Genomic DNA, 18,329 nt, shown 5'->3' with positions numbered 1-18,329 from the left:
CAGACTGAATGTTGTTATGAACAATTCTGCTTTTAATTTTCAGACTTTGTCTCCAGACCTGATTATGGACGCCCTTGAGGCTGTAGGGTTACGGGTGGATTCAGGGTTAACCGCGCTTAATAGTTATGAGAACCGCGTCTATCAGTTTATGGATGAAGATCGTAAACGGTATGTGGTGAAGTTTTATCGCCCCGAGCGTTGGAGCAGTGAACAAATTATCGAGGAACATCGGTTCTCGCTTGATTTGGCAGAATCGGAGATTCCGGTTATCGCCCCATTAGCACTAAACGGCGAAACTTTGCATACTCATGGCGGCTTTTTCTTTGCTGTGTTCCCAAGTGTCGGTGGGCGGCAATATGAAATAGACAATCTTGATCAACTGGAGTGGGTGGGCCGTTTTCTCGGCAGAATTCATCAGGTGGGTAGCGATGGACTTTTTGTTGCCCGGCCAACGATGGATATTGAGGAATATCTGACCGAGCCACGTCAGTTACTGGCCAGCAGTGTGTTAGTGCCGGCAAAACAGAAAGACAAGTTTCTGGCGGCAACCGATCTGTTGATCGCCACCATTAAGCAGTATTGGCACACCGATTGGCAGCCGTTGCGGCTACATGGTGATTGCCATCCTGGTAATATTTTGTGGCGTGATGGGCCAATGTTCGTCGATTTGGATGATGCCAGAAATGGTCCGGCGGTTCAGGATTTGTGGATGTTATTACACGGCGAGCGCAGAGAGCAATTGATCCAGTTGGATATCTTGCTGGAAGCTTATGGTGAGTTTGCTGATTTTGATCAGCGTGAACTTGCATTGATTGAACCTTTACGCGCAATGCGCATGGTTTATTACCTTGCATGGGTCGCCAGACGTTGGCAGGACCCTGCATTTCCGAAAAGTTTTCCGTGGATGGCGGAGTCTGATTTTTGGTTACAGCAGACTGCATCATTTACAGAACAGGTTAAGCTGTTGCAGGTACCCCCTTTGCAGCTGATGCCAATGTACTAAAGCTAAGATAATGGAGATTGTTATAGTATGAAAAATGTATGGTTAGCTCTCGTTGGCATGGTGATGGCATTCAGTGCATCTGCCGCACAGTTTACGGATGGAACCCAGTACCAGACGTTAAATAAACCAGTAACGGGTGAGCCTCAGGTTTTAGAGTTTTTCTCTTTCTATTGCCCGCACTGCTTTCAGTTTGAAGAAGTTTATCATATCCCTCAGGCAGTAAAAAAAGCACTGCCAGAAGGGACAAAAATGACTCGATACCATGTTGAGTTCCTTGGGCCATTAGGTAAGCAATTGACTCAGGCATGGGCTGTTGCCATGGCATTGGGCGTTGAGGAAAAAATCACCCCACTGATGTTTGAAGGTGTACAGAAAACACAAACTGTTCAAACCCCTGATGATATTCGTAATGTCTTTATTAAAGCGGGTGTGAGTGGCGAAGATTATGATGCAGCATTAAATAGTTTTGTCGTTAAATCACTGGTTGCTCAACAACAAAAAGCGGCTGAAGATTTACAATTACGTGGTGTGCCAGCCATGTTTGTTAATGGCAAATATATGATTAAGAATGATGGCATGGATACCAGCTCAATGGATACCTATGTTAAACAGTATGCGGATGTCGTTAAGTTCCTACTGACCCAAAAGTAATTGTACAAAAGGAGGCGCTGGCTTTTGTTAGCTCCTCTTTCACTTATCCAATACCCTACATTGTCATCAGCATTTCAATTCTGTATCTATCTCTGCCACGGAATCATCATATTTACTAATGTGACAGTAATACGACTAAATACTGATTTTATATTTTTTTCCATGTTGTTTTCGATAGATTCATTTATTTCAGTGATGGATAAATATGGATATTAGCGATGCTAAAAAGAGAAAACGACTTGATGGTGAGTAATAAAAAAGAGAGAACACTAAATTATCCACCCGTGGAATTTATTTACCTTAAGACTGTAACTGAATAAGTAATATCCACAATTTAGATAAAGAAAAAATGACAGTAAAATAAAAAAACAATGAATGTAACTATATGATTATTATAATTTTAAATATTACCTCTAAAAAATAAGCAGAGCAGATATAATCTGCACATGCTTTTACTCACAAAGTTATCCACAGATTGGATCTTCAGGATCACTACGTAAAAATGCTCTCTTTCGCACAACAATGGACGCTAAAATTCGTCTCTTGTCGCCAGCTATGGCATTCTTAGCGTTAGACCTTGCTGAATAAAGATGAAGAAACCCTATGGCCCAGATTGCAGAAAACCCATTGATCCTCGTTGACGGTTCCTCTTACCTCTATCGTGCTTACCATGCGTTCCCACCACTGACCAACGGCAGCGGTGAACCAACGGGGGCGATGTACGGCGTGTTGAACATGTTGCGCAGTCTATTGCTGCAATATCGTCCTAGCCATGTAGCGGTAGTATTCGATGCTAAAGGTAAAACATTCCGTGATGAGCTTTTCGCTGACTATAAATCCCACCGGCCACCGATGCCAGATGATTTGCGAGCTCAAATTGAGCCGTTGCACCAAATGGTTAAGGCAATGGGGCTACCTTTATTGGTTGTCTCCGGTGTTGAGGCCGACGATGTTATTGGTACTTTAGCGCAGGAAGCTGAAAAAGCAGGTCATGCTGTATTAATCAGTACCGGTGATAAGGATATGGCGCAATTAGTTACGCCAAATATCACTTTAATCAATACAATGAATAACGCTATTTTGGGGCCACAGGAAGTCTGTGAAAAATATGGTGTTCCTCCTGAATTGATTATTGATTTTCTAGCACTAATGGGGGATTCCTCAGACAATATTCCAGGGGTTCCAGGTGTTGGCGAAAAGACCGCACAAGCTTTATTGCAAGGTTTGGGTGGGCTGGATGCGCTGTTCAGTAATTTGGATAAAATATCCACACTGACATTCCGTGGTGCCAAAACCATGTCAGCCAAGTTAGAGCAGAATAAAGATGTTGCTTATCTCTCCTATAAATTAGCCACCATTAAAACAGATGTTGAATTGGATGTGACTTGTGATGAGCTAAAAGTTTCCCCCCCAGATGATGATCAATTACATCAGTTATTCAGCCGTTATGAATTTAAGCGCTGGTTAGTGGATGTAGAAGCGGGCAAATGGCTGGACGGTAAAAAAGATCGGCCAACGGCACAAACAAGTAATAAAGCTTTTGTGGCAGTAGAGCCAGCTGATGCGGTTGAGGTCACCGCAGTACTATCACAAGAAAATTATCAGACCATTTTGGATGAGAAATCCTTAGTAGAGTGGATTGAGCGCCTCAAAAAAGCAGAGGTTTTCGCGTTTGATACTGAGACTGACGGCCTGGATACGCTTAGCAGCAATTTAATTGGTATCTCTTTTGCCGTTGCACCAGGCGAAGCCGCTTATTTACCCTTGGCGCATGATTATTTGGACTCTCCTGCACAGCTCGACCGGGATTGGGTTTTGGCCACGCTAAAACCACTACTGGAAGACGATAAAGCCTTTAAAGTTGGCCAGAATCTCAAGTTTGACCAAAGCATGCTGGCACGTTATGGCATTGAGCTGCGCGGTATCGCTTTCGATACTATGCTGGAATCTTACGTTTTAGACAGTGTTGCTGGTCGCCATGATATGGATAGTCTGGCAGAACGTTATCTCAACCACAAAACTATTACCTTTGAAGAGATCGCCGGTAAGGGTAAAAACCAACTAACCTTTAATCAAATTGCGTTGGAACAAGCAGGCCCTTATGCCGCAGAAGATGCCGACGTTACGCTACAGTTGCATCTGGTGCTGTGGCCAAAACTGCAACAAAGTGAAGGGTTAAAGCGGGTATTCCAGGAAATTGAGATGCCGCTATTGCCAATTCTGTCTCGCATCGAGCGCACTGGTGTCTTGATTGACCAGAATATCTTGGCCGCACATTCAAAAGAGCTGACTATCCGCCTTGATGAGTTAGAAAAACAGGCTCATGAATTGGCTGAAGAGCCGTTCAACCTGGCATCACCTAAGCAGCTTCAGACCATTTTGTACGAAAAACAAAAACTGCCTATCTTGAAGAAAACCCCTGGCGGGGCCGCGTCAACTAATGAAGAAGTGTTGGCTGAGCTGGCATTAGATTACCCGTTGCCGAAGGTGATCCTTGAATATCGTGGTCTGGCTAAGCTGAAAAGTACCTATACCGACAAGCTGCCGTTGATGATTAACCCAGTTTCGGGCCGGGTCCATACCTCTTATCACCAGGCGGTGACAGCGACAGGGCGTTTGTCCTCACGTGATCCTAACCTGCAAAACATTCCAGTGCGGAATGAAGAAGGGCGTCGTATACGGCAGGCTTTTATTGCGCCCCAAGGCTATCGCATTATGGCGGCTGACTACTCACAGATTGAGCTGCGTATTATGGCGCACTTGTCGCAGGATAAAGGGCTATTAGCTGCATTTGCTGCGGGAAAAGATATCCACCGTGCGACAGCGGCGGAAGTCTTTGGTATGCCACTGGAAAAGGTCACAACTGAACAACGCCGCAGTGCCAAGGCCATTAACTTTGGTCTTATTTATGGTATGAGCGCTTTTGGTCTGGCGCGACAGCTAAGCATTCCCCGTGGAGAGGCGCAGCGCTATATGGATCTCTATTTTGAGCGCTATCCCGGTGTGTTGGAATACATGGAGCGCACACGTAAGCAAGCCGCCGATCAAGGTTATGTCACCACGCTGGATGGCCGTCGCCTCTATTTGCCAGATATTCATTCTCGTAATGCAACTCGCCGTAAAGCTGCTGAACGTGAAGCTATCAATGCGCCAATGCAAGGTACCGCCGCTGATATTATCAAACGGGCAATGATTGCAGTGGATGCCTGGTTACAACAGGAACCAGAACCATTGGTGCGAGTAATCATGCAGGTACACGATGAATTAGTGTTTGAAGTGCATGAAAGTGTATTGGAAAGCGCGGAACAAAAGATTCGTGAACTGATGGAGCAGAGTATGCAACTGGCGGTACCACTGAAGGTGGATGTCGGTGTTGGTGATAACTGGGACCAGGCTCACTAGCTTTGTGGGTAAGTGGCGATAAATAAAGCATTTTATGTAATTAAGCTACATTTATCCGCCATTATGCGGGGAAGATGTGCGCTGAATCGTGCCAATTTGTGTAACTATACAACAAAAAATTCTTTTGCCCCGCGAAAAAATGATGTAGAGTTACAGACGTAGGGTACAGAGGTAAGATGTTCTATCTTTCAGACCTTTTACTTCACGTAATCGGATTTGGCTATATATTAGCCGCCCCAGTCATTTATTGACTGGGGCGTTTTTTATTGGGATTTGTGAGCACTTTTCGCGAACCGATAGAGAAACAGCCCGGCATTACCCGTGAAAATACGGTTTGATGATTTTTACTCTAGGGGGGAAGTATTATTGCCAGGTATTAACTCAGGGCGATATAAAACACCACCCTTGGGGATAACAGCCCTTGCGGGCTGCTGTTAGCGCTTACTCACCTTCATCGTCATAATCATCAATCATAACTTCTGGTGGTATCTCGTTAAACCAGGTATCCAGTTTTTCCCGGAGTTTTTCGACGCCAATCTTCTTCAAAGAAGAGAAAGCTTCAACCTGAATATCACCCATAAATGGAATAATCGCTTCTCGTACCATGTTCAATTGAGCCTTACGGGCGCCAGAAGCCAGCTTATCCGCTTTGGTCAGCAATAATAGAACCGGGGTGCCAACCGCAACCGCCCAGGTAATCATTTGCTGATCTAAATCTTTCAGTGGATGGCGAATATCCATCAACACAACTAATCCTTTCAGACAGTTACGCTTTTGCAAATACTCACCCAGCGCGCGTTGCCATTTGAGTTTCATCTCTTCCGGGACTTCAGCATAGCCATAGCCCGGTAAGTCAACCAGACGAATACCGTCAACGACTTCAAATAGGTTAATTAGCTGAGTACGGCCGGGTGTTTTACTGGTTCTGGCCAGACCTTTCTGGTTAGTTAACGTATTAAGTGCACTCGATTTACCGGCATTTGAACGGCCAGCAAATGCCACCTCAATACCTTCATCACGTGGCAGATGGCGGATATCCGGAGCACTGATGACGAAGTGGGTCATGTGATAGTTATAGTTTCTAATAGTCAAAATTTGTCGTCTCCGTGAGAGATAGCTTACATGCAGCGATTATAACTGCATCAGGCAAAAAAAAGGGGGTTTATCTTTTATACCCTTCAAGTAAGAGGGTTCAGGTATACTGGCAGGCGCGCTGGTTAAGTTGCCTTGAGGGCCGCAGATATGGCAAGGATGGCGCATTGCAGGAGGGAGATATCCGGTTGTTATGTCAGTGCAGGGAGTGTGCTGTAAGGATATCCTGCCGCAGAAGATGCGAAAAAGGGCGACAGGTTAATCTGGCGCCTTTTTTCTTTCTCTTCTTTCTGCTAGATTCCGGCCCAATCCTATACTAAATCCGATCCCATACTTATTTACCCATTTAAGAGCACAGGTTATGAAGCAGCCAAATAAAGCACCACGCGCGAATATTGCGGCCCCGAAAGGCACCGCGACGCCTAAGCGTATTAGAAAGACCCGTGTAGAGCTTGATATCGAAGCTCGCGAGCGTAAACGTCAGAAGAAACACAGTGGCAATCGCTCAGGGGCGAGAACCAATGTAGAAGGTAGCAATAAGAAGGGCCAGTCCGAGACTCAAGAGAAAGATCCACGCATCGGCAGTAAAGTACCTGTGCCGCTGGTGGTTGAGAGTAAGGTTAAAGCTAAGCCAACCACTAAGCCGGTGGCTAAAGTTGAAGCTAAGCCACGTCTGACGCCGGAAGAAGAGCTGTCTAAGCTGGAAAACGATGAGCGTCTGGATGCATTGCTGGATCGTCTGGATAATGATGAAGTATTGAGCAAAGAAGATCAGGCTTATGTTGATCTGACGTTGGATCGTATTGATGCCCTAATGGAACAATTGGGTATTGAATTGGGCGACGATGAAGATGACGAAGCGCCAGAAGAAAAGCAGGAAGACATTTTGCAATTGCTGAAACGCGGTAACCCAAAAGATACATTTTAAACCATGAATTGGGTGATCCCGATAATAGCCCTACTGCTTACATGTTATCTAGTGTGGTTATTGGGTAAACTATGGCTACTGTCGCAACGAAGAAAGCGGTTGCGCAGTGCTACTGCGGCCAGACAACGAAAACATCTACCCTCTAACCGGCCCGGTAGGCGCAAATATCGGAAGGAATGAACATGTCTGAGCAGGCTATAGTTTGGGATTTATCCCTGATTCAAAAATATAATTATTCAGGGCCGCGCTATACGTCGTACCCCACTGCGCTCGAATTCAGTGAAGATTATAATGAATCTGCTTTTCAGCAGGCAGTGAAGCGTTACCCACAACGGCCTTTGTCGCTGTATGTGCATATCCCGTTTTGCCATAAGCTGTGTTATTTCTGCGGCTGCAATAAGCTGGTGACGCGGCAACAGCATAAAGCTGATGAGTATCTGGCGGTCTTGGAAAAAGAGATCCGCCAGCGTGCGGCGTTATTTGTTGGGCGTCAGGTTAGCCAGATGCACTGGGGCGGTGGTACGCCCACTTACCTGAATAAAATACAAATTACCCACCTGATGAACCTGTTGCGTGAAAACTTTGATTTCCTGCCCGGTGCTGAGCAATCAATAGAAGTGGACCCACGTGAAATTGAACTGGATGTCCTTGATCACCTGCGTGCTGAGGGGTTTAACCGCCTAAGCATGGGGGTGCAAGATTTTAATAAAGAGGTTCAACGGCTGGTTAATCGTGAGCAGGATGAGGATTTTATCTTTGCCCTGATTGCCCGCGCTAAAGCCCTTGGTTTTAACTCAACCAATATCGATTTGATTTATGGTTTGCCAAAACAGACACCAGAGAGTTTTGCTTTTACCCTCAAACGGGTGGCAGAGCTGAATCCTGATCGTCTGAGTGTGTTCAATTACGCACATTTACCGAGTCTGTTTGCTGCTCAACGTAAAATTAAAGATGCCGATCTGCCGAGCGCCGAACAGCGGCTAGATATTTTGCAGCACACCATCAGTTTCTTAACTGAGTCTGGCTATCAATTTATTGGTATGGATCATTTTGCCCGGCCAGATGATGAATTAGCCATTGCGCAGCGTGAAGGTGAATTACACCGTAATTTTCAAGGTTATACCACCCAAGGCGACAGTGATTTACTTGGTTTGGGGGTTTCTGCTATCAGCATGTTGGGTGACAGCTATGCGCAGAATGAAAAAGATTTGAAGACTTACTATTCCTGCGTGGAGCAGCGTGGCAATGCGCTGTGGCGTGGTTTGGCGATGACTGAAGATGATTGCTTGCGCCGTGATGTGATTAAAACGCTGATTTGTAATTTCCAAATCAGCTATCAGCCGATTGAGCAGCAGTATGGTATTCGTTTTGCAGATTATTTTGCTGAAGATTTTGAGCTACTAGCACCTTTCGAACAAGATGGGCTGGTGGAGCGGGATGATAAAGGCATTCGGGTAACACCGCGCGGGCGCTTACTGATTCGTAATATTTGTATGTGTTTCGATATCTATTTACGGAAACAGGCGCGCAAGCAGCAGTTTTCACGCGTGATCTGATGATGTTCCCCCTCAATGGTCAACATTACCTTGAGGGGGAATTTAGGCAGGAATTACTCTCTTTCTCCCAACTACTCCATTCCCAGCTCTTTTAACTTACGCGTTAAGGTGTTGCGGCCCCAACCCAGCAGACGTGCCGCTTCTTGCTTATGACCTTGAGTATGGCGTAATGCCGTGGTTAACAGCGTGCGTTCCATTTCCGGCTGTGCCTCAGATAACAGGTCCTGATGACCAGAACGTAGGGCGCGTTCAGCCCATTGTGCCAATAGAGTTGCCCAGTTGTCCGGCGTCCGCTGACCTGAAGCATCTGGCGTGCTGGTTTCAAACAGTTCAGAAGGTAAATCCTGAGTCAGTACTTCCTGCCCGGCAGCCATCACCGTCAGCCAGCGACAGGTGTTTTCCAGTTGGCGCACGTTACCCTGCCAAGGCAGGCGGGTTAGCGCCACTTCGGTCTCAGGGTGCAGATTTTTGGCTTCCACACCTAACTCTTTAGCTGCCACTTGCAAGAAGTAACGAGCCAAACGCGGAATGTCTTCACGACGTTCACGCAGCGGTGGCAGATGTACCCGAATCACATTCAGACGATGGAATAAATCCTCACGGAATTTACCTTCCTGAACACGCAGCTCCAGATTTTGGTGGGTAGCGGCAATAATACGAACATCTACTTTGACCGGTGCGTAACCCCCGACGCGATAAAACTGACCATCAGCCAGCACGCGTAACAGGCGGGTTTGTACATCCAATGGCATATCACCGATTTCATCTAAAAACAGTGTGCCGCCATCGGCTTGTTCAAAACGACCCTGGCGCACTTGATTCGCGCCGGTAAAGGCACCTTTCTCGTGGCCGAATAATTCAGATTCAATTAAATCTTTCGGGATCGCCGCCATATTCAGCGCGATAAACGGCGCTTTAGCCCGTGGGCTGTGGCGATGTAACGCATGGGCCACTAACTCTTTACCGGTACCCGACTCACCGTTAATCAGCACACTAATAGAAGAACGAGATAAGCGGCCGATGATGCGGAAAACGTCTTGCATCGCCGGTGCTTCGCCAATGATATCAGCGGTTGGACCGCTGGCGGGTTGGCTGCGTGCCGGTTGCTGCTGCTCCTGATAATGGCTGATAGCCCGCTCAACCAGAGCTACGGCTTCATCAATATCAAAAGGTTTAGGCAGGTAATCAAAAGCCCCTTGCTGATAGGCACTGACCGCAGCATCCAAATCAGAATGTGCCGTCATTATGATGACCGGGAGCATCGGGTGGCGCTGCTTAATCTGTTTCAGCAGGGCTAACCCGTCCATGCCAGGCATGCGAATATCCGATAACAACACATCCGGGGTTTGTGTCGCGAGTGCATCCAACACCTGGTTACCGGTATCGAAGGTTGCACAGTTCAGACCTGCTCCAGTCAGTGCACGTTCAAGCACCCAGCGGATGGAGCTATCGTCATCGACGATCCAGACTATCCCTCGTTGCATAGAAACCTCACTGGCGAATAGGCAGGTAAACCGAGAATTCGGTATGTCCCGGCCAACTGTTGAATTCAATTTTACCCGAATGTTGATCGATAAGATTACGGGCGATAGACAAGCCAAGGCCAGTCCCCCCCTCGCGACCACTTACCATCGGATAGAACACGGTATCTTGTAATTGCGTTGGAACGCCCGGACCGTCATCTTCAATATCAATGCGAGCGCTCAAACGATAGCGCATACCATGCAGTGTTATCTGAAAAGCAGTACGGGTGCGTAGCGTAATAGTGCCGCCAGCTCCCCCCAAAGCCTGTAATGCATTACGAGTGATATTCAGCAACACTTGTTCAATTTGGTCTGGATCATGGGCCAGTTCAGGCAAACTTGGGTCATAGTCACGGATTAACGTCACATTATCCGGTTTTTCCAGCGAGACTAACTGACAAACCCGTTCAGCAACCTGATGGATACTTTGTGTGATGTGTTGACCGGGCCGTTGTGGGCCTAATAAGCGATCAACCAAGTTACGTAAGCGGTCTGCCTGCTCAATGATCACTTTGGTATATTCCAACAATGCTGGATCAGGCAATGCTTTAGACAATAATTGTGCTGCCCCCCGTAAGCCACCTAACGGGTTCTTAATCTCATGAGCCAGCCCACGAACCAGATCACGGGCTGCGACTTGCTGTGCATGTTGTAATTGTTCTTGGCTTAACCGACGCTGATTATCCATCGGCGCCATTTCCAGCAATATAAAACCTTCTGGCAGTGATTGTGCTGTCAGCGACAAAATATGCGCGCGGCCATCAACAACTACGGTCACCTCGTTATCGGTAAAACCTTGACCGGCGATCAGACTTTCCCGCATCAGGTCGATATTAAGAGAAAAATAGCCTAATAAATCGGGCAGGGGTGTACCAAAAAGTTTACGAGAGCTTTGCGCCAGAAGTTGCTGCGCAGCGGGATTGGCATAATGGATAGCCAAATCATCATCTAATAGCAGAATACTATTAATGAGAGAATTAAGGATCTGCCCAGCATCGGGCAGCGTGCCTGTTGCCATTACGCAGACTCCTGCACTCTTTTGGTGAATACATCCTAATCGGTTCAGTCGTGACTGAGCCAGAGGAAATATGACGAAAACGAAAAGTGGAGAAAAAAGCCCATCCGAAGATGGGCCAAAAGTTTCCACGGCAACAAAAAAAACGGCTAACTAAAATTAAACGCTGTAATACAGTTCGAACTCAACTGGGTGCGGAGTCATACGAACGCGGTCCATTTCTTCTTTACGCAGTTCGATATAAGCATCGATAGCGTCGTCAGTGAACACGCCACCACGGGTCAGGAACTCGCGGTCTTCGTTCAATGCAGCCATCGCTTCGTCCAGTGAACCTGCAACTTTTGGAATTTCTGCTTCTTCTTCCGGTGGCAAGTCATACAGGTTTTTGTCCATCGCATCACCTGGGTGAATTTTGTTGATGATGCCATCAAGGCCAGCCATCAGCAGTGCTGCGAAGCACAAGTATGGGTTAGCGGCTGGATCCGGGAAGCGTGCTTCAATACGACGCGCTTTCGGGCTGGCAACCACTGGGATACGGATAGAAGCTGAACGGTTACGGGCAGAGTATGCCAACATGACCGGAGCTTCGTAGCCTGGGACCAAACGCTTGTAGGAGTTAGTCGTTGGGTTAGCCAAGGCGTTAATTGCTTTTGCGTGCTTGATGATACCGCCGATGTAGAACAGCGCCATTTCAGACAGGCCAGCATATTTGTCACCGGCGAACAGGTTAGTACCGTTCTTGGACAAAGACATATGGCAGTGCATGCCTGAACCATTATCACCAAACATTGGTTTTGGCATAAAGGTCGCAGTTTTGCCGAATGCGTGTGCCACGTTGTGCACCACATATTTGTAGATCTGAATTTCATCGGCTTTCTTGGTCATGGTATTGAAGCGAGTAGCCACTTCGTTCTGACCTGCGGTAGCCACTTCATGGTGATGCGCTTCTACTACCAGGCCCATTTCTTCCATGGTCAGACACATGGTAGAACGCAGGTCCTGTGAAGAATCAACCGGAGGAACTGGGAAGTAACCGCCTTTCACTGCCGGACGGTGGCCTTTGTTGCCGCCTTCGTATTTGGTGCTGGAGTTCCATGCGCCTTCGATGTCATCGATAGCGACATGAGAGCCACGGATACTGCTACCAAAACGAACATCGTCAAACAGGAAGAATTCTGGTTCTGGCCCAAACAGCACGGTATCTGCGATACCTGAAGATTTCAGGAACTCTTCTGCGCGTTTTGAGATTGAACGTGGGTCGCGATCATAGCCTTGCAGGGTACCTGGCTCAAGAATGTCACAACGGATAATCAGTGTGGAATCTTCGAAGAACGGATCCATAACAGCGGTGCTGGCGTCTGGCATCAGTACCATGTCGGATTCGTTAATGCCTTTCCAGCCACCAATCGAGGAGCCATCAAACATTTTGCCTTCTTCGAAGAAGTCAGCGTTGACCTGATGAGCCGGAATAGTGATGTGCTGCTCTTTCCCTTTGGTATCGGTGAAGCGCAAATCAACAAATTTCACTTCGTGCTCATTCAGCATCGTCAAAACATGTTCAGCGGACATACTTATATCTCCTGGATTTGTCATAGTCGTCGTGGAACGATTATCGTTTGGGTGTTCAGTTATCTTTTTATTCAGGCTAACGCTCATGCTGATTTTTCATGACCGTTATTCATGCTAAACTGCGTCATAAAGTCTATTGCGAAATCTATGCCAACTTTCCAAACGCCCCGTTTATGCCATATCATAGGGGTCTGCTGATATTCAGTATGCACCAGGATAGTTATATTGCACTATTTTGGTGCTTCATTTGCGTCGTTGGGCACTGTATTGGTGCAAAGGTGGGCCGAGAGGCTATTTTTGCACCGTGAAAGGGATCACAAACTAACCGCCGTCAGGTTGTTTATAAGAGAAGTTTGTGATCTTGTTTAGTCCCTCGCTTAATACGTGTACAATAGCGCGCTATTTCTAAATGCCTGAGGCAAAAAAGCTGTGATCGAGAATCTGCGTAACATCGCCATTATTGCGCACGTTGACCATGGGAAAACTACCCTGGTTGATAAGTTGCTACAACAATCTGGTACGTTCGGTGAACGTGCTGAAGCAACTGAACGTGTAATGGACTCCAACGATTTGGAGAAAGAGCGTGGGATAACCATCCTCGCGAAAAATACCGCCATTAACTGGAAAGACTACCGCATCAACATCGTGGATACCCCAGGACACGCCGATTTCGGTGGTGAGGTTGAGCGTGTAATGTCTATGGTTGACTCTGTGCTGCTGGTCGTCGACGCAATGGATGGCCCGATGCCGCAGACCCGTTTCGTGACCAAAAAAGCCTTTGCTCATGGTCTGAAACCAATCGTGGTTATCAACAAAGTTGACCGTCCTGGCGCGCGTCCTGATTGGGTTGTCGATCAGGTGTTCGACCTGTTCGTAAACCTGGATGCCACTGACGAACAACTGGACTTCCCTATCATTTACGCATCAGCATTGATGGGTATTGCGGGCGAAGACCACAATGATATGTCGGCAGACATGACTCCGCTGTATCAGGCAATCATCGACCATGTGCCTGCACCAGACGTAGACAGCACCGGTCCATTGCAGATGCAAATCTCCCAGTTGGACTACAACAACTACGTAGGTGTTATCGGCATCGGCCGTATCAAACGTGGTGTTGTTAAGCCTAACCAGCAAGTTACTGTTATCGATAGCGAAGGTAAGACCCGCAACGGTAAAATCGCTAAAGTACTGGGCCATATGGGTCTGGAACGTATCGAAGCAACTATGGCTGAAGCTGGCGATATCGTTGCTATCACCGGTTTGGGCGAGTTGAACATCTCTGACACTATCTGTGATGTGAATGCTGTTGAAGCATTGCCAGCACTGTCTGTTGATGAACCAACTGTTACCATGTATTTCTGCGTTAACACCTCTCCGTTCTGTGGTAAAGAAGGCAAGTACGTGACTTCACGTCAGATCCTTGACCGTTTGAACAAAGAGCTGATTCATAACGTAGCACTGCGTGTTGAAGAAACTGAAGATGCTGACGCATTCCGCGTATCAGGCCGTGGTGAACTTCACCTGTCGGTTCTGATCGAAAACATGCGCCGCGAAGGTTTCGAGCTGGCTGTTTCTCGTCCTAAAGTTATCAACCGTGTTATCGACGGCCGTAATCAAGAACCATTTGAAAGCGTAACTCTGGATATCGAAGAACAGCACCAGGGCGCAGTAATGCAAGCCATGGGTGAGCGTAAGGGTGACGTGAAGGACATGGTTCCAGACGGCAAAGGTCGCATTCGTCTGGATTATATGATCCCAAGCCGTGGCCTGATTGGCTTCCGTACTGAATTCATGACTATGACTTCTGGTACTGGTCTGCTGTACTCCACATTCAGTCACTACGATGATGTGCGTCCAGGCGAGATCGGCCAACGTCAAAACGGCGTACTGATCTCTAACGGTCAGGGTAAAGCTGTGGCATTCGCACTGTACAAACTGCAAGACCGCGGCAAGCTGTTTATTGGTCACGCGACTGAAGTGTATGAAGGCCAGATCATCGGTATTCACTCACGTTCTAACGACCTGACTGTAAACTGCCTGACCGGTAAGCAACTGACCAACATGCGTGCATCCGGTACTGACGAAGCAACCACTCTGGTTCCTTTCTTGAAGAAAACTCTTGAACAGGCACTGGAATTCATCGATGACGATGAATTGGTAGAAGTTACCCCGCAATCAATTCGTATCCGTAAGCGTCACCTGACGGAAAACGATCGTAAGCGTGCAGGTCGTGGTCCTAAAGAAGGTTAATTCTTCTTGGTACTGCTGATACTTAGGGCGCGAAAAGCGCCCTGAGTTCTATCCTCTGCTTCCTTGAAGCTGCAACTGTGTTAGCTTCGCTCACTCACCCGAATCACTTACCTGTGTAAGCTCATCGGGATGAATTCACTTGCCGCCTTGTTGCAACTCCAATGCCTTTGGGGATACTTTTTATTTTTTTCCGCTGCGGTAAAATATTATTTTTCCTGACTGACCCCTCCTTTTTCTTCCTCTCTCTGTTCAGTTTTCCCTTTTCCCGTTACAGTGAAACTCACCATCTAATTGGGAGAGCGCCATGCTGTATATCTTTGATCTAGGTAATGTGATTGTCGATATCGACTTCAAACGCGTATTGGGCGTTTGGAGCAAATTAAGCAGTGTCCCGCTGGCGACGTTGAGTGAGCGGTTTACCATGGGCGAGGTCTTCCAGCAGCATGAGCGCGGTGAAATTAGCGATGAAGAGTTTGCTCACCAGCTCAGTGATGAGATGGGGCTATCTCTAAGTTTTGAACAGTTTGCCGAAGGCTGGCAGGCGGTATTTGTCGCTTTGCGCCCGGAAGTGATCGCCATTATGCAAAAGTTGCGTCAGGAAGGGCATCGGGTGGTGGTGTTATCCAATACTAACCGGCTGCATTGTAATTACTGGCCCCAACATTACCCTGAAGTGGCTGCCGCCGCTGACCATATGTATCTGTCCCAGGATTTGGGCATGCGCAAGCCGGAAGCGAGAATTTATCAGCATGTGCTGAGTGCGGAAAACATCCCGGCGGAGCAGGCGGTATTCTTTGATGATGTTGAAGCAAATGTTGTTGCAGCCAGAATTGTAGGTATCACCGCAATTCATGTCATAGACCGAAAGGTTATTCCTGCTTATTTTCCCTGATAAGTTCTTACTCCAGACGTTAATGGGTTAGCCTTAAATATCACGCTAACCCATAACCGAGCCTAAACACCGGTATTGACTGAGAGATAAACATGGCGAGTTTTCTGCGTTTTCGCTTATCTGCATCTTTAAAACCCTACATTACGTTCGGGCGAATGCTTTACACCCGAATAGATAAAGATGGGTTAACCATGCTGGCTGGGCATTTGGCGTATGTGTCATTACTTTCTCTAGTGCCATTGGTCACTGTGATTTTTGCTCTGTTCGCGGCTTTTCCCATGTTTGCTGATATCAGCATAAAATTGAAAGCCTTCATATTTGCCAATTTTATGCCTGCCACTGGCGATATTATCCAAAACTACCTTGAGCAGTTTGTTGCCAACTCAAATCGTATGACGGTGGTGGGCACCTGCGGCTTGATTGTGACAGCACTGCTGCTGATTTACTCCGTCGACAGTGTGCTTAACATTATTTGGCGCAGTAAGGTTCACCGGTCACTGGTGTTTTCATTTGCCGTTTATTGGATGGTACTGACATTAGGGCCAATTCTCGTCGGGGCCAGTATGGTGATCAGCTCATACCTGCTTTCATTGCAATGGCTGGCAAATGCCCAGGTAGACAGCATGATTGATGAGACATTACGGCTATTTCCGCTCTTGATTTCCTGGGTTTCTTTTTGGTTATTGTACAGTGTGGTTCCGACAGTACGGGTGCCCGCCCGGGATGCACTTATTGGTGCGCTGGTGGCTGCATTGCTCTTCGAATTGGGTAAGAAAGGATTCACGATGTATATCACGCTGTTTCCGTCTTATCAGTTGATTTACGGGGTGCTGGCGGTTATCCCCATCTTATTCCTTTGGGTTTACTGGAGTTGGTGCATCGTGTTACTGGGGGCAGAAATCACCGTGACCTTGGGTGAGTATCGAGCACAGCGGTCTAAAGTGGTCATCGAGGAAAACCAGAGTCAGGAGATGTAAGGCATTATGATTGCGTTGATTCAACGGGCGCTTAGCGCCAGTGTTGTCGTAGATGGGAATGTTGTTGGTGAGATTGGGCCTGGATTATTGATATTGCTGGGGGTCGAACAAGAGGACACCGAGCAAAAAGCACAGCGTCTATGTGAAAAGGTTTTGGGGTACCGGATTTTTGGCGATGAGAACGACAAAATGAATCTCAACGTCCTGCAAGCTGGTGGCAGTGTGCTAGTCGTCTCGCAATTTACACTAGTGGCAGATACGCAAAAAGGCATGAGACCAAGCTTTTCCCGTGGTGCAGTTCCGGCAGAAGCTGATCGGCTTTATCAGTATTTTGTTGCCCAGTGTCGTGAGCGTGGTGTAAAAACGGAAACGGGATTATTTGCCGCAGATATGAAAGTCAGTTTGGTAAACGATGGCCCAGTGACTTTCTGGTTACAGGTCTAGAGGCAGAATAGTGCCCAAAACTGAGGGTTATTTTATTGATAATTTTAAAAAGAGAATGCTTCTATGTATCACTTGCGTGTGCCCATAACAGAACAAGAACTCAAAGATTATTATCAATTCCGCTGGGAAATGTTACGCAAGCCGTTGCACCAACCGGTTGGCTCAGAGAAAGATGCTTATGATGCGATGGCCCATCATCAAATGGTGGTGGATGAGCAGGGTAAACCTGTCGCTATTGGGCGGTTATATATCAATGCAGATAATGAGGCTGCGATTCGTTTTTTGGCCGTTGACCCATCAGTGCGCGCCAAAGGTTTGGGAACGCTGGTGGCAATGACCTTAGAGTCAGTTGCGCGGCAGGAAGGGGTGAAGCGAGTTGTGTGTAGCGCGCGTGAAGATGCGGTAGATTTCTTCGCCAAGCTGGGCTTTGTCAGTCAGGGGGAAATAACCGCCCCGCAAACCACACCTGTGCGCCACTTTTTAATGATAAAACCGGTTGTGACCATGGACGATATTCTGCATCGCCCTGATTGGTGCGGTCAGTTGCAGCAAGCCTGGTACGACCATATTCCGCTTAGTGAAAAAATGGGGGTGCGCATCAGCCAATATACCGGCCAGCGTTTTGTCACTACCATGCCAGAGGCGGGTAATCAAAATCCTCACCATACCTTATTTGCTGGCAGCCTTTTTTCGTTGGCGACCCTGACGGGCTGGGGCTTGATTTGGCTATTATTGCGTGAGCGCCATTTGGGCGGCACGATTATTCTCGCTGATGCCCACATTCGTTACAGTGCGCCGGTTACTGGTCGGCCCCGGGCTGTGGCTGAGCTAAGTTCCCTGAGTGGTGATCTGGATAGATTGGCCCGTGGCCGTCGTGCCAGAGTGCAGTTAGACGTGAATCTATTTGGTGATGAAGATGCTGGTGCTGTTTTCTCAGGAACTTACATGGTGTTGCCAGTTGCTGCTGGAGAGGATGCCGTGAGTTAATTCACGCCCTCCGCTATGCCCGCTTTACTGATAACAG

Annotated in this window: 14 protein-coding genes; 10 read left to right on the top strand and 4 right to left on the bottom strand. The window is 47.4% G+C overall.

Annotation, left to right across the window (positions count from 1 at the left end; all coding sequences use genetic code 11):
* Positions 1-16 precede the first annotated feature (16 nt).
* The 3 genes from Q2T71_RS18720 (at position 17) to polA (ending at position 5,056) form a co-directional block, all read left to right on the top strand.
* The gene (locus tag Q2T71_RS18720; RefSeq protein WP_372560165.1) at positions 17-1,003 is read left to right on the top strand and encodes a serine/threonine protein kinase; all 987 of its coding nucleotides are present in this window, start codon (positions 17-19) and stop codon (positions 1,001-1,003) included.
* Positions 1,004-1,030: 27 nt separating this feature from the next.
* Entirely contained in the window at positions 1,031-1,654 is a 624-nt protein-coding gene (gene dsbA / locus Q2T71_RS18715; protein ID WP_083161621.1) for a thiol:disulfide interchange protein DsbA, read from the top strand.
* Positions 1,655-2,257: 603 nt separating this feature from the next.
* The gene (gene polA, locus Q2T71_RS18710; RefSeq protein WP_372560164.1) at positions 2,258-5,056 is read left to right on the top strand and encodes a DNA polymerase I; all 2,799 of its coding nucleotides are present in this window, start codon (positions 2,258-2,260) and stop codon (positions 5,054-5,056) included.
* A 441-nt stretch (positions 5,057-5,497) separates the two neighbouring features.
* Here the strand turns inward: polA and yihA are convergent, their stop codons facing one another.
* Positions 5,498-6,148, bottom strand: a complete 651-nt coding sequence (gene yihA / locus Q2T71_RS18705) for a ribosome biogenesis GTP-binding protein YihA/YsxC (protein ID WP_372560163.1) — start codon at positions 6,146-6,148, stop codon at positions 5,498-5,500.
* 361 nt (positions 6,149-6,509) lie between these two features.
* Between yihA and yihI the strand changes: the two genes are divergently transcribed.
* A complete protein-coding gene (gene yihI / locus Q2T71_RS18700; protein ID WP_083161625.1) occupies positions 6,510-7,076 on the top strand; it encodes a Der GTPase-activating protein YihI in 567 nt (188 codons plus the stop codon).
* Between the two features lie 182 nt (positions 7,077-7,258).
* Positions 7,259-8,632: an oxygen-independent coproporphyrinogen III oxidase gene (gene hemN, locus Q2T71_RS18695; protein ID WP_372560162.1), complete on the top strand. Its 1,374-nt coding sequence runs from the start codon at positions 7,259-7,261 to the stop codon at positions 8,630-8,632.
* 71 nt (positions 8,633-8,703) lie between these two features.
* On the opposite strand, the gene glnG is transcribed toward hemN, so the two are convergent.
* From glnG to glnA, 3 genes are all read right to left on the bottom strand, one after another.
* Positions 8,704-10,116: a nitrogen regulation protein NR(I) gene (gene glnG, locus Q2T71_RS18690; RefSeq protein ID WP_042568869.1), complete on the bottom strand. Its 1,413-nt coding sequence runs from the start codon at positions 10,114-10,116 to the stop codon at positions 8,704-8,706.
* Positions 10,117-10,123: 7 nt separating this feature from the next.
* Positions 10,124-11,173 carry a nitrogen regulation protein NR(II) gene (gene glnL, locus Q2T71_RS18685; protein WP_083161629.1) on the bottom strand — a complete coding sequence of 350 codons (1,050 nt, stop codon included), beginning with the start codon at positions 11,171-11,173 and terminating at the stop codon, positions 10,124-10,126.
* Between the two features lie 156 nt (positions 11,174-11,329).
* Complete coding sequence (glnA, locus tag Q2T71_RS18680) at positions 11,330-12,739, bottom strand: glutamate--ammonia ligase (RefSeq protein ID WP_004392048.1); 1,410 nt, start codon at positions 12,737-12,739, stop codon at positions 11,330-11,332.
* A gap of 429 nt (positions 12,740-13,168) precedes the next feature.
* Between glnA and typA the strand changes: the two genes are divergently transcribed.
* From typA to fabY, 5 genes are all read left to right on the top strand, one after another.
* On the top strand, positions 13,169-14,992 hold the full coding sequence (typA, locus tag Q2T71_RS18675) for a ribosome-dependent GTPase TypA (protein WP_042568870.1): 1,824 nt from the start codon (positions 13,169-13,171) through the stop codon (positions 14,990-14,992).
* A gap of 304 nt (positions 14,993-15,296) precedes the next feature.
* Complete coding sequence (gene yihX / locus Q2T71_RS18670) at positions 15,297-15,884, top strand: glucose-1-phosphatase (protein WP_372560161.1); 588 nt, start codon at positions 15,297-15,299, stop codon at positions 15,882-15,884.
* 92 nt (positions 15,885-15,976) lie between these two features.
* The gene (locus tag Q2T71_RS18665) at positions 15,977-16,861 is read left to right on the top strand and encodes a virulence factor BrkB family protein (protein ID WP_083161635.1); all 885 of its coding nucleotides are present in this window, start codon (positions 15,977-15,979) and stop codon (positions 16,859-16,861) included.
* A 6-nt stretch (positions 16,862-16,867) separates the two neighbouring features.
* Positions 16,868-17,305 (top strand): D-aminoacyl-tRNA deacylase, encoded by a 438-nt coding sequence (gene dtd, locus Q2T71_RS18660; RefSeq protein ID WP_372560160.1) that lies wholly within the window; start codon positions 16,868-16,870, stop codon positions 17,303-17,305.
* A gap of 63 nt (positions 17,306-17,368) precedes the next feature.
* The gene (fabY, locus tag Q2T71_RS18655; RefSeq protein WP_083161639.1) at positions 17,369-18,292 is read left to right on the top strand and encodes a fatty acid biosynthesis protein FabY; all 924 of its coding nucleotides are present in this window, start codon (positions 17,369-17,371) and stop codon (positions 18,290-18,292) included.
* The last annotated feature ends 37 nt before the right edge of the window (positions 18,293-18,329 follow it).

The sequence above is a fragment of the Yersinia sp. 1652 StPb PI genome (genome assembly GCF_041538345.1).
GTDB classification, from domain to species: Bacteria; Pseudomonadota; Gammaproteobacteria; order Enterobacterales; family Enterobacteriaceae; genus Yersinia; species Yersinia enterocolitica_E.
The sequence above is the reverse complement of the archived record's forward strand: the minus strand, read 5'-3'. Positions and strand labels throughout refer to the sequence as shown.

Coding starts and splice junctions, on each gene's coding strand:
- Q2T71_RS18720 (WP_372560165.1), top strand. CDS start 17: ATGAACAATTCTGCTTTTAATTTTCAGACTTTGTCTCCAGACCTGATT.
- dsbA (WP_083161621.1), top strand. CDS start 1,031: ATGAAAAATGTATGGTTAGCTCTCGTTGGCATGGTGATGGCATTCAGT.
- polA (WP_372560164.1), top strand. CDS start 2,258: ATGGCCCAGATTGCAGAAAACCCATTGATCCTCGTTGACGGTTCCTCT.
- yihI (WP_083161625.1), top strand. CDS start 6,510: ATGAAGCAGCCAAATAAAGCACCACGCGCGAATATTGCGGCCCCGAAA.
- hemN (WP_372560162.1), top strand. CDS start 7,259: ATGTCTGAGCAGGCTATAGTTTGGGATTTATCCCTGATTCAAAAATAT.
- glnG (WP_042568869.1), bottom strand. CDS start 10,116: ATGCAACGAGGGATAGTCTGGATCGTCGATGACGATAGCTCCATCCGC.
- glnL (WP_083161629.1), bottom strand. CDS start 11,173: ATGGCAACAGGCACGCTGCCCGATGCTGGGCAGATCCTTAATTCTCTC.
- glnA (WP_004392048.1), bottom strand. CDS start 12,739: ATGTCCGCTGAACATGTTTTGACGATGCTGAATGAGCACGAAGTGAAA.
- yihX (WP_372560161.1), top strand. CDS start 15,297: ATGCTGTATATCTTTGATCTAGGTAATGTGATTGTCGATATCGACTTC.
- Q2T71_RS18665 (WP_083161635.1), top strand. CDS start 15,977: ATGGCGAGTTTTCTGCGTTTTCGCTTATCTGCATCTTTAAAACCCTAC.
- dtd (WP_372560160.1), top strand. CDS start 16,868: ATGATTGCGTTGATTCAACGGGCGCTTAGCGCCAGTGTTGTCGTAGAT.
- fabY (WP_083161639.1), top strand. CDS start 17,369: ATGTATCACTTGCGTGTGCCCATAACAGAACAAGAACTCAAAGATTAT.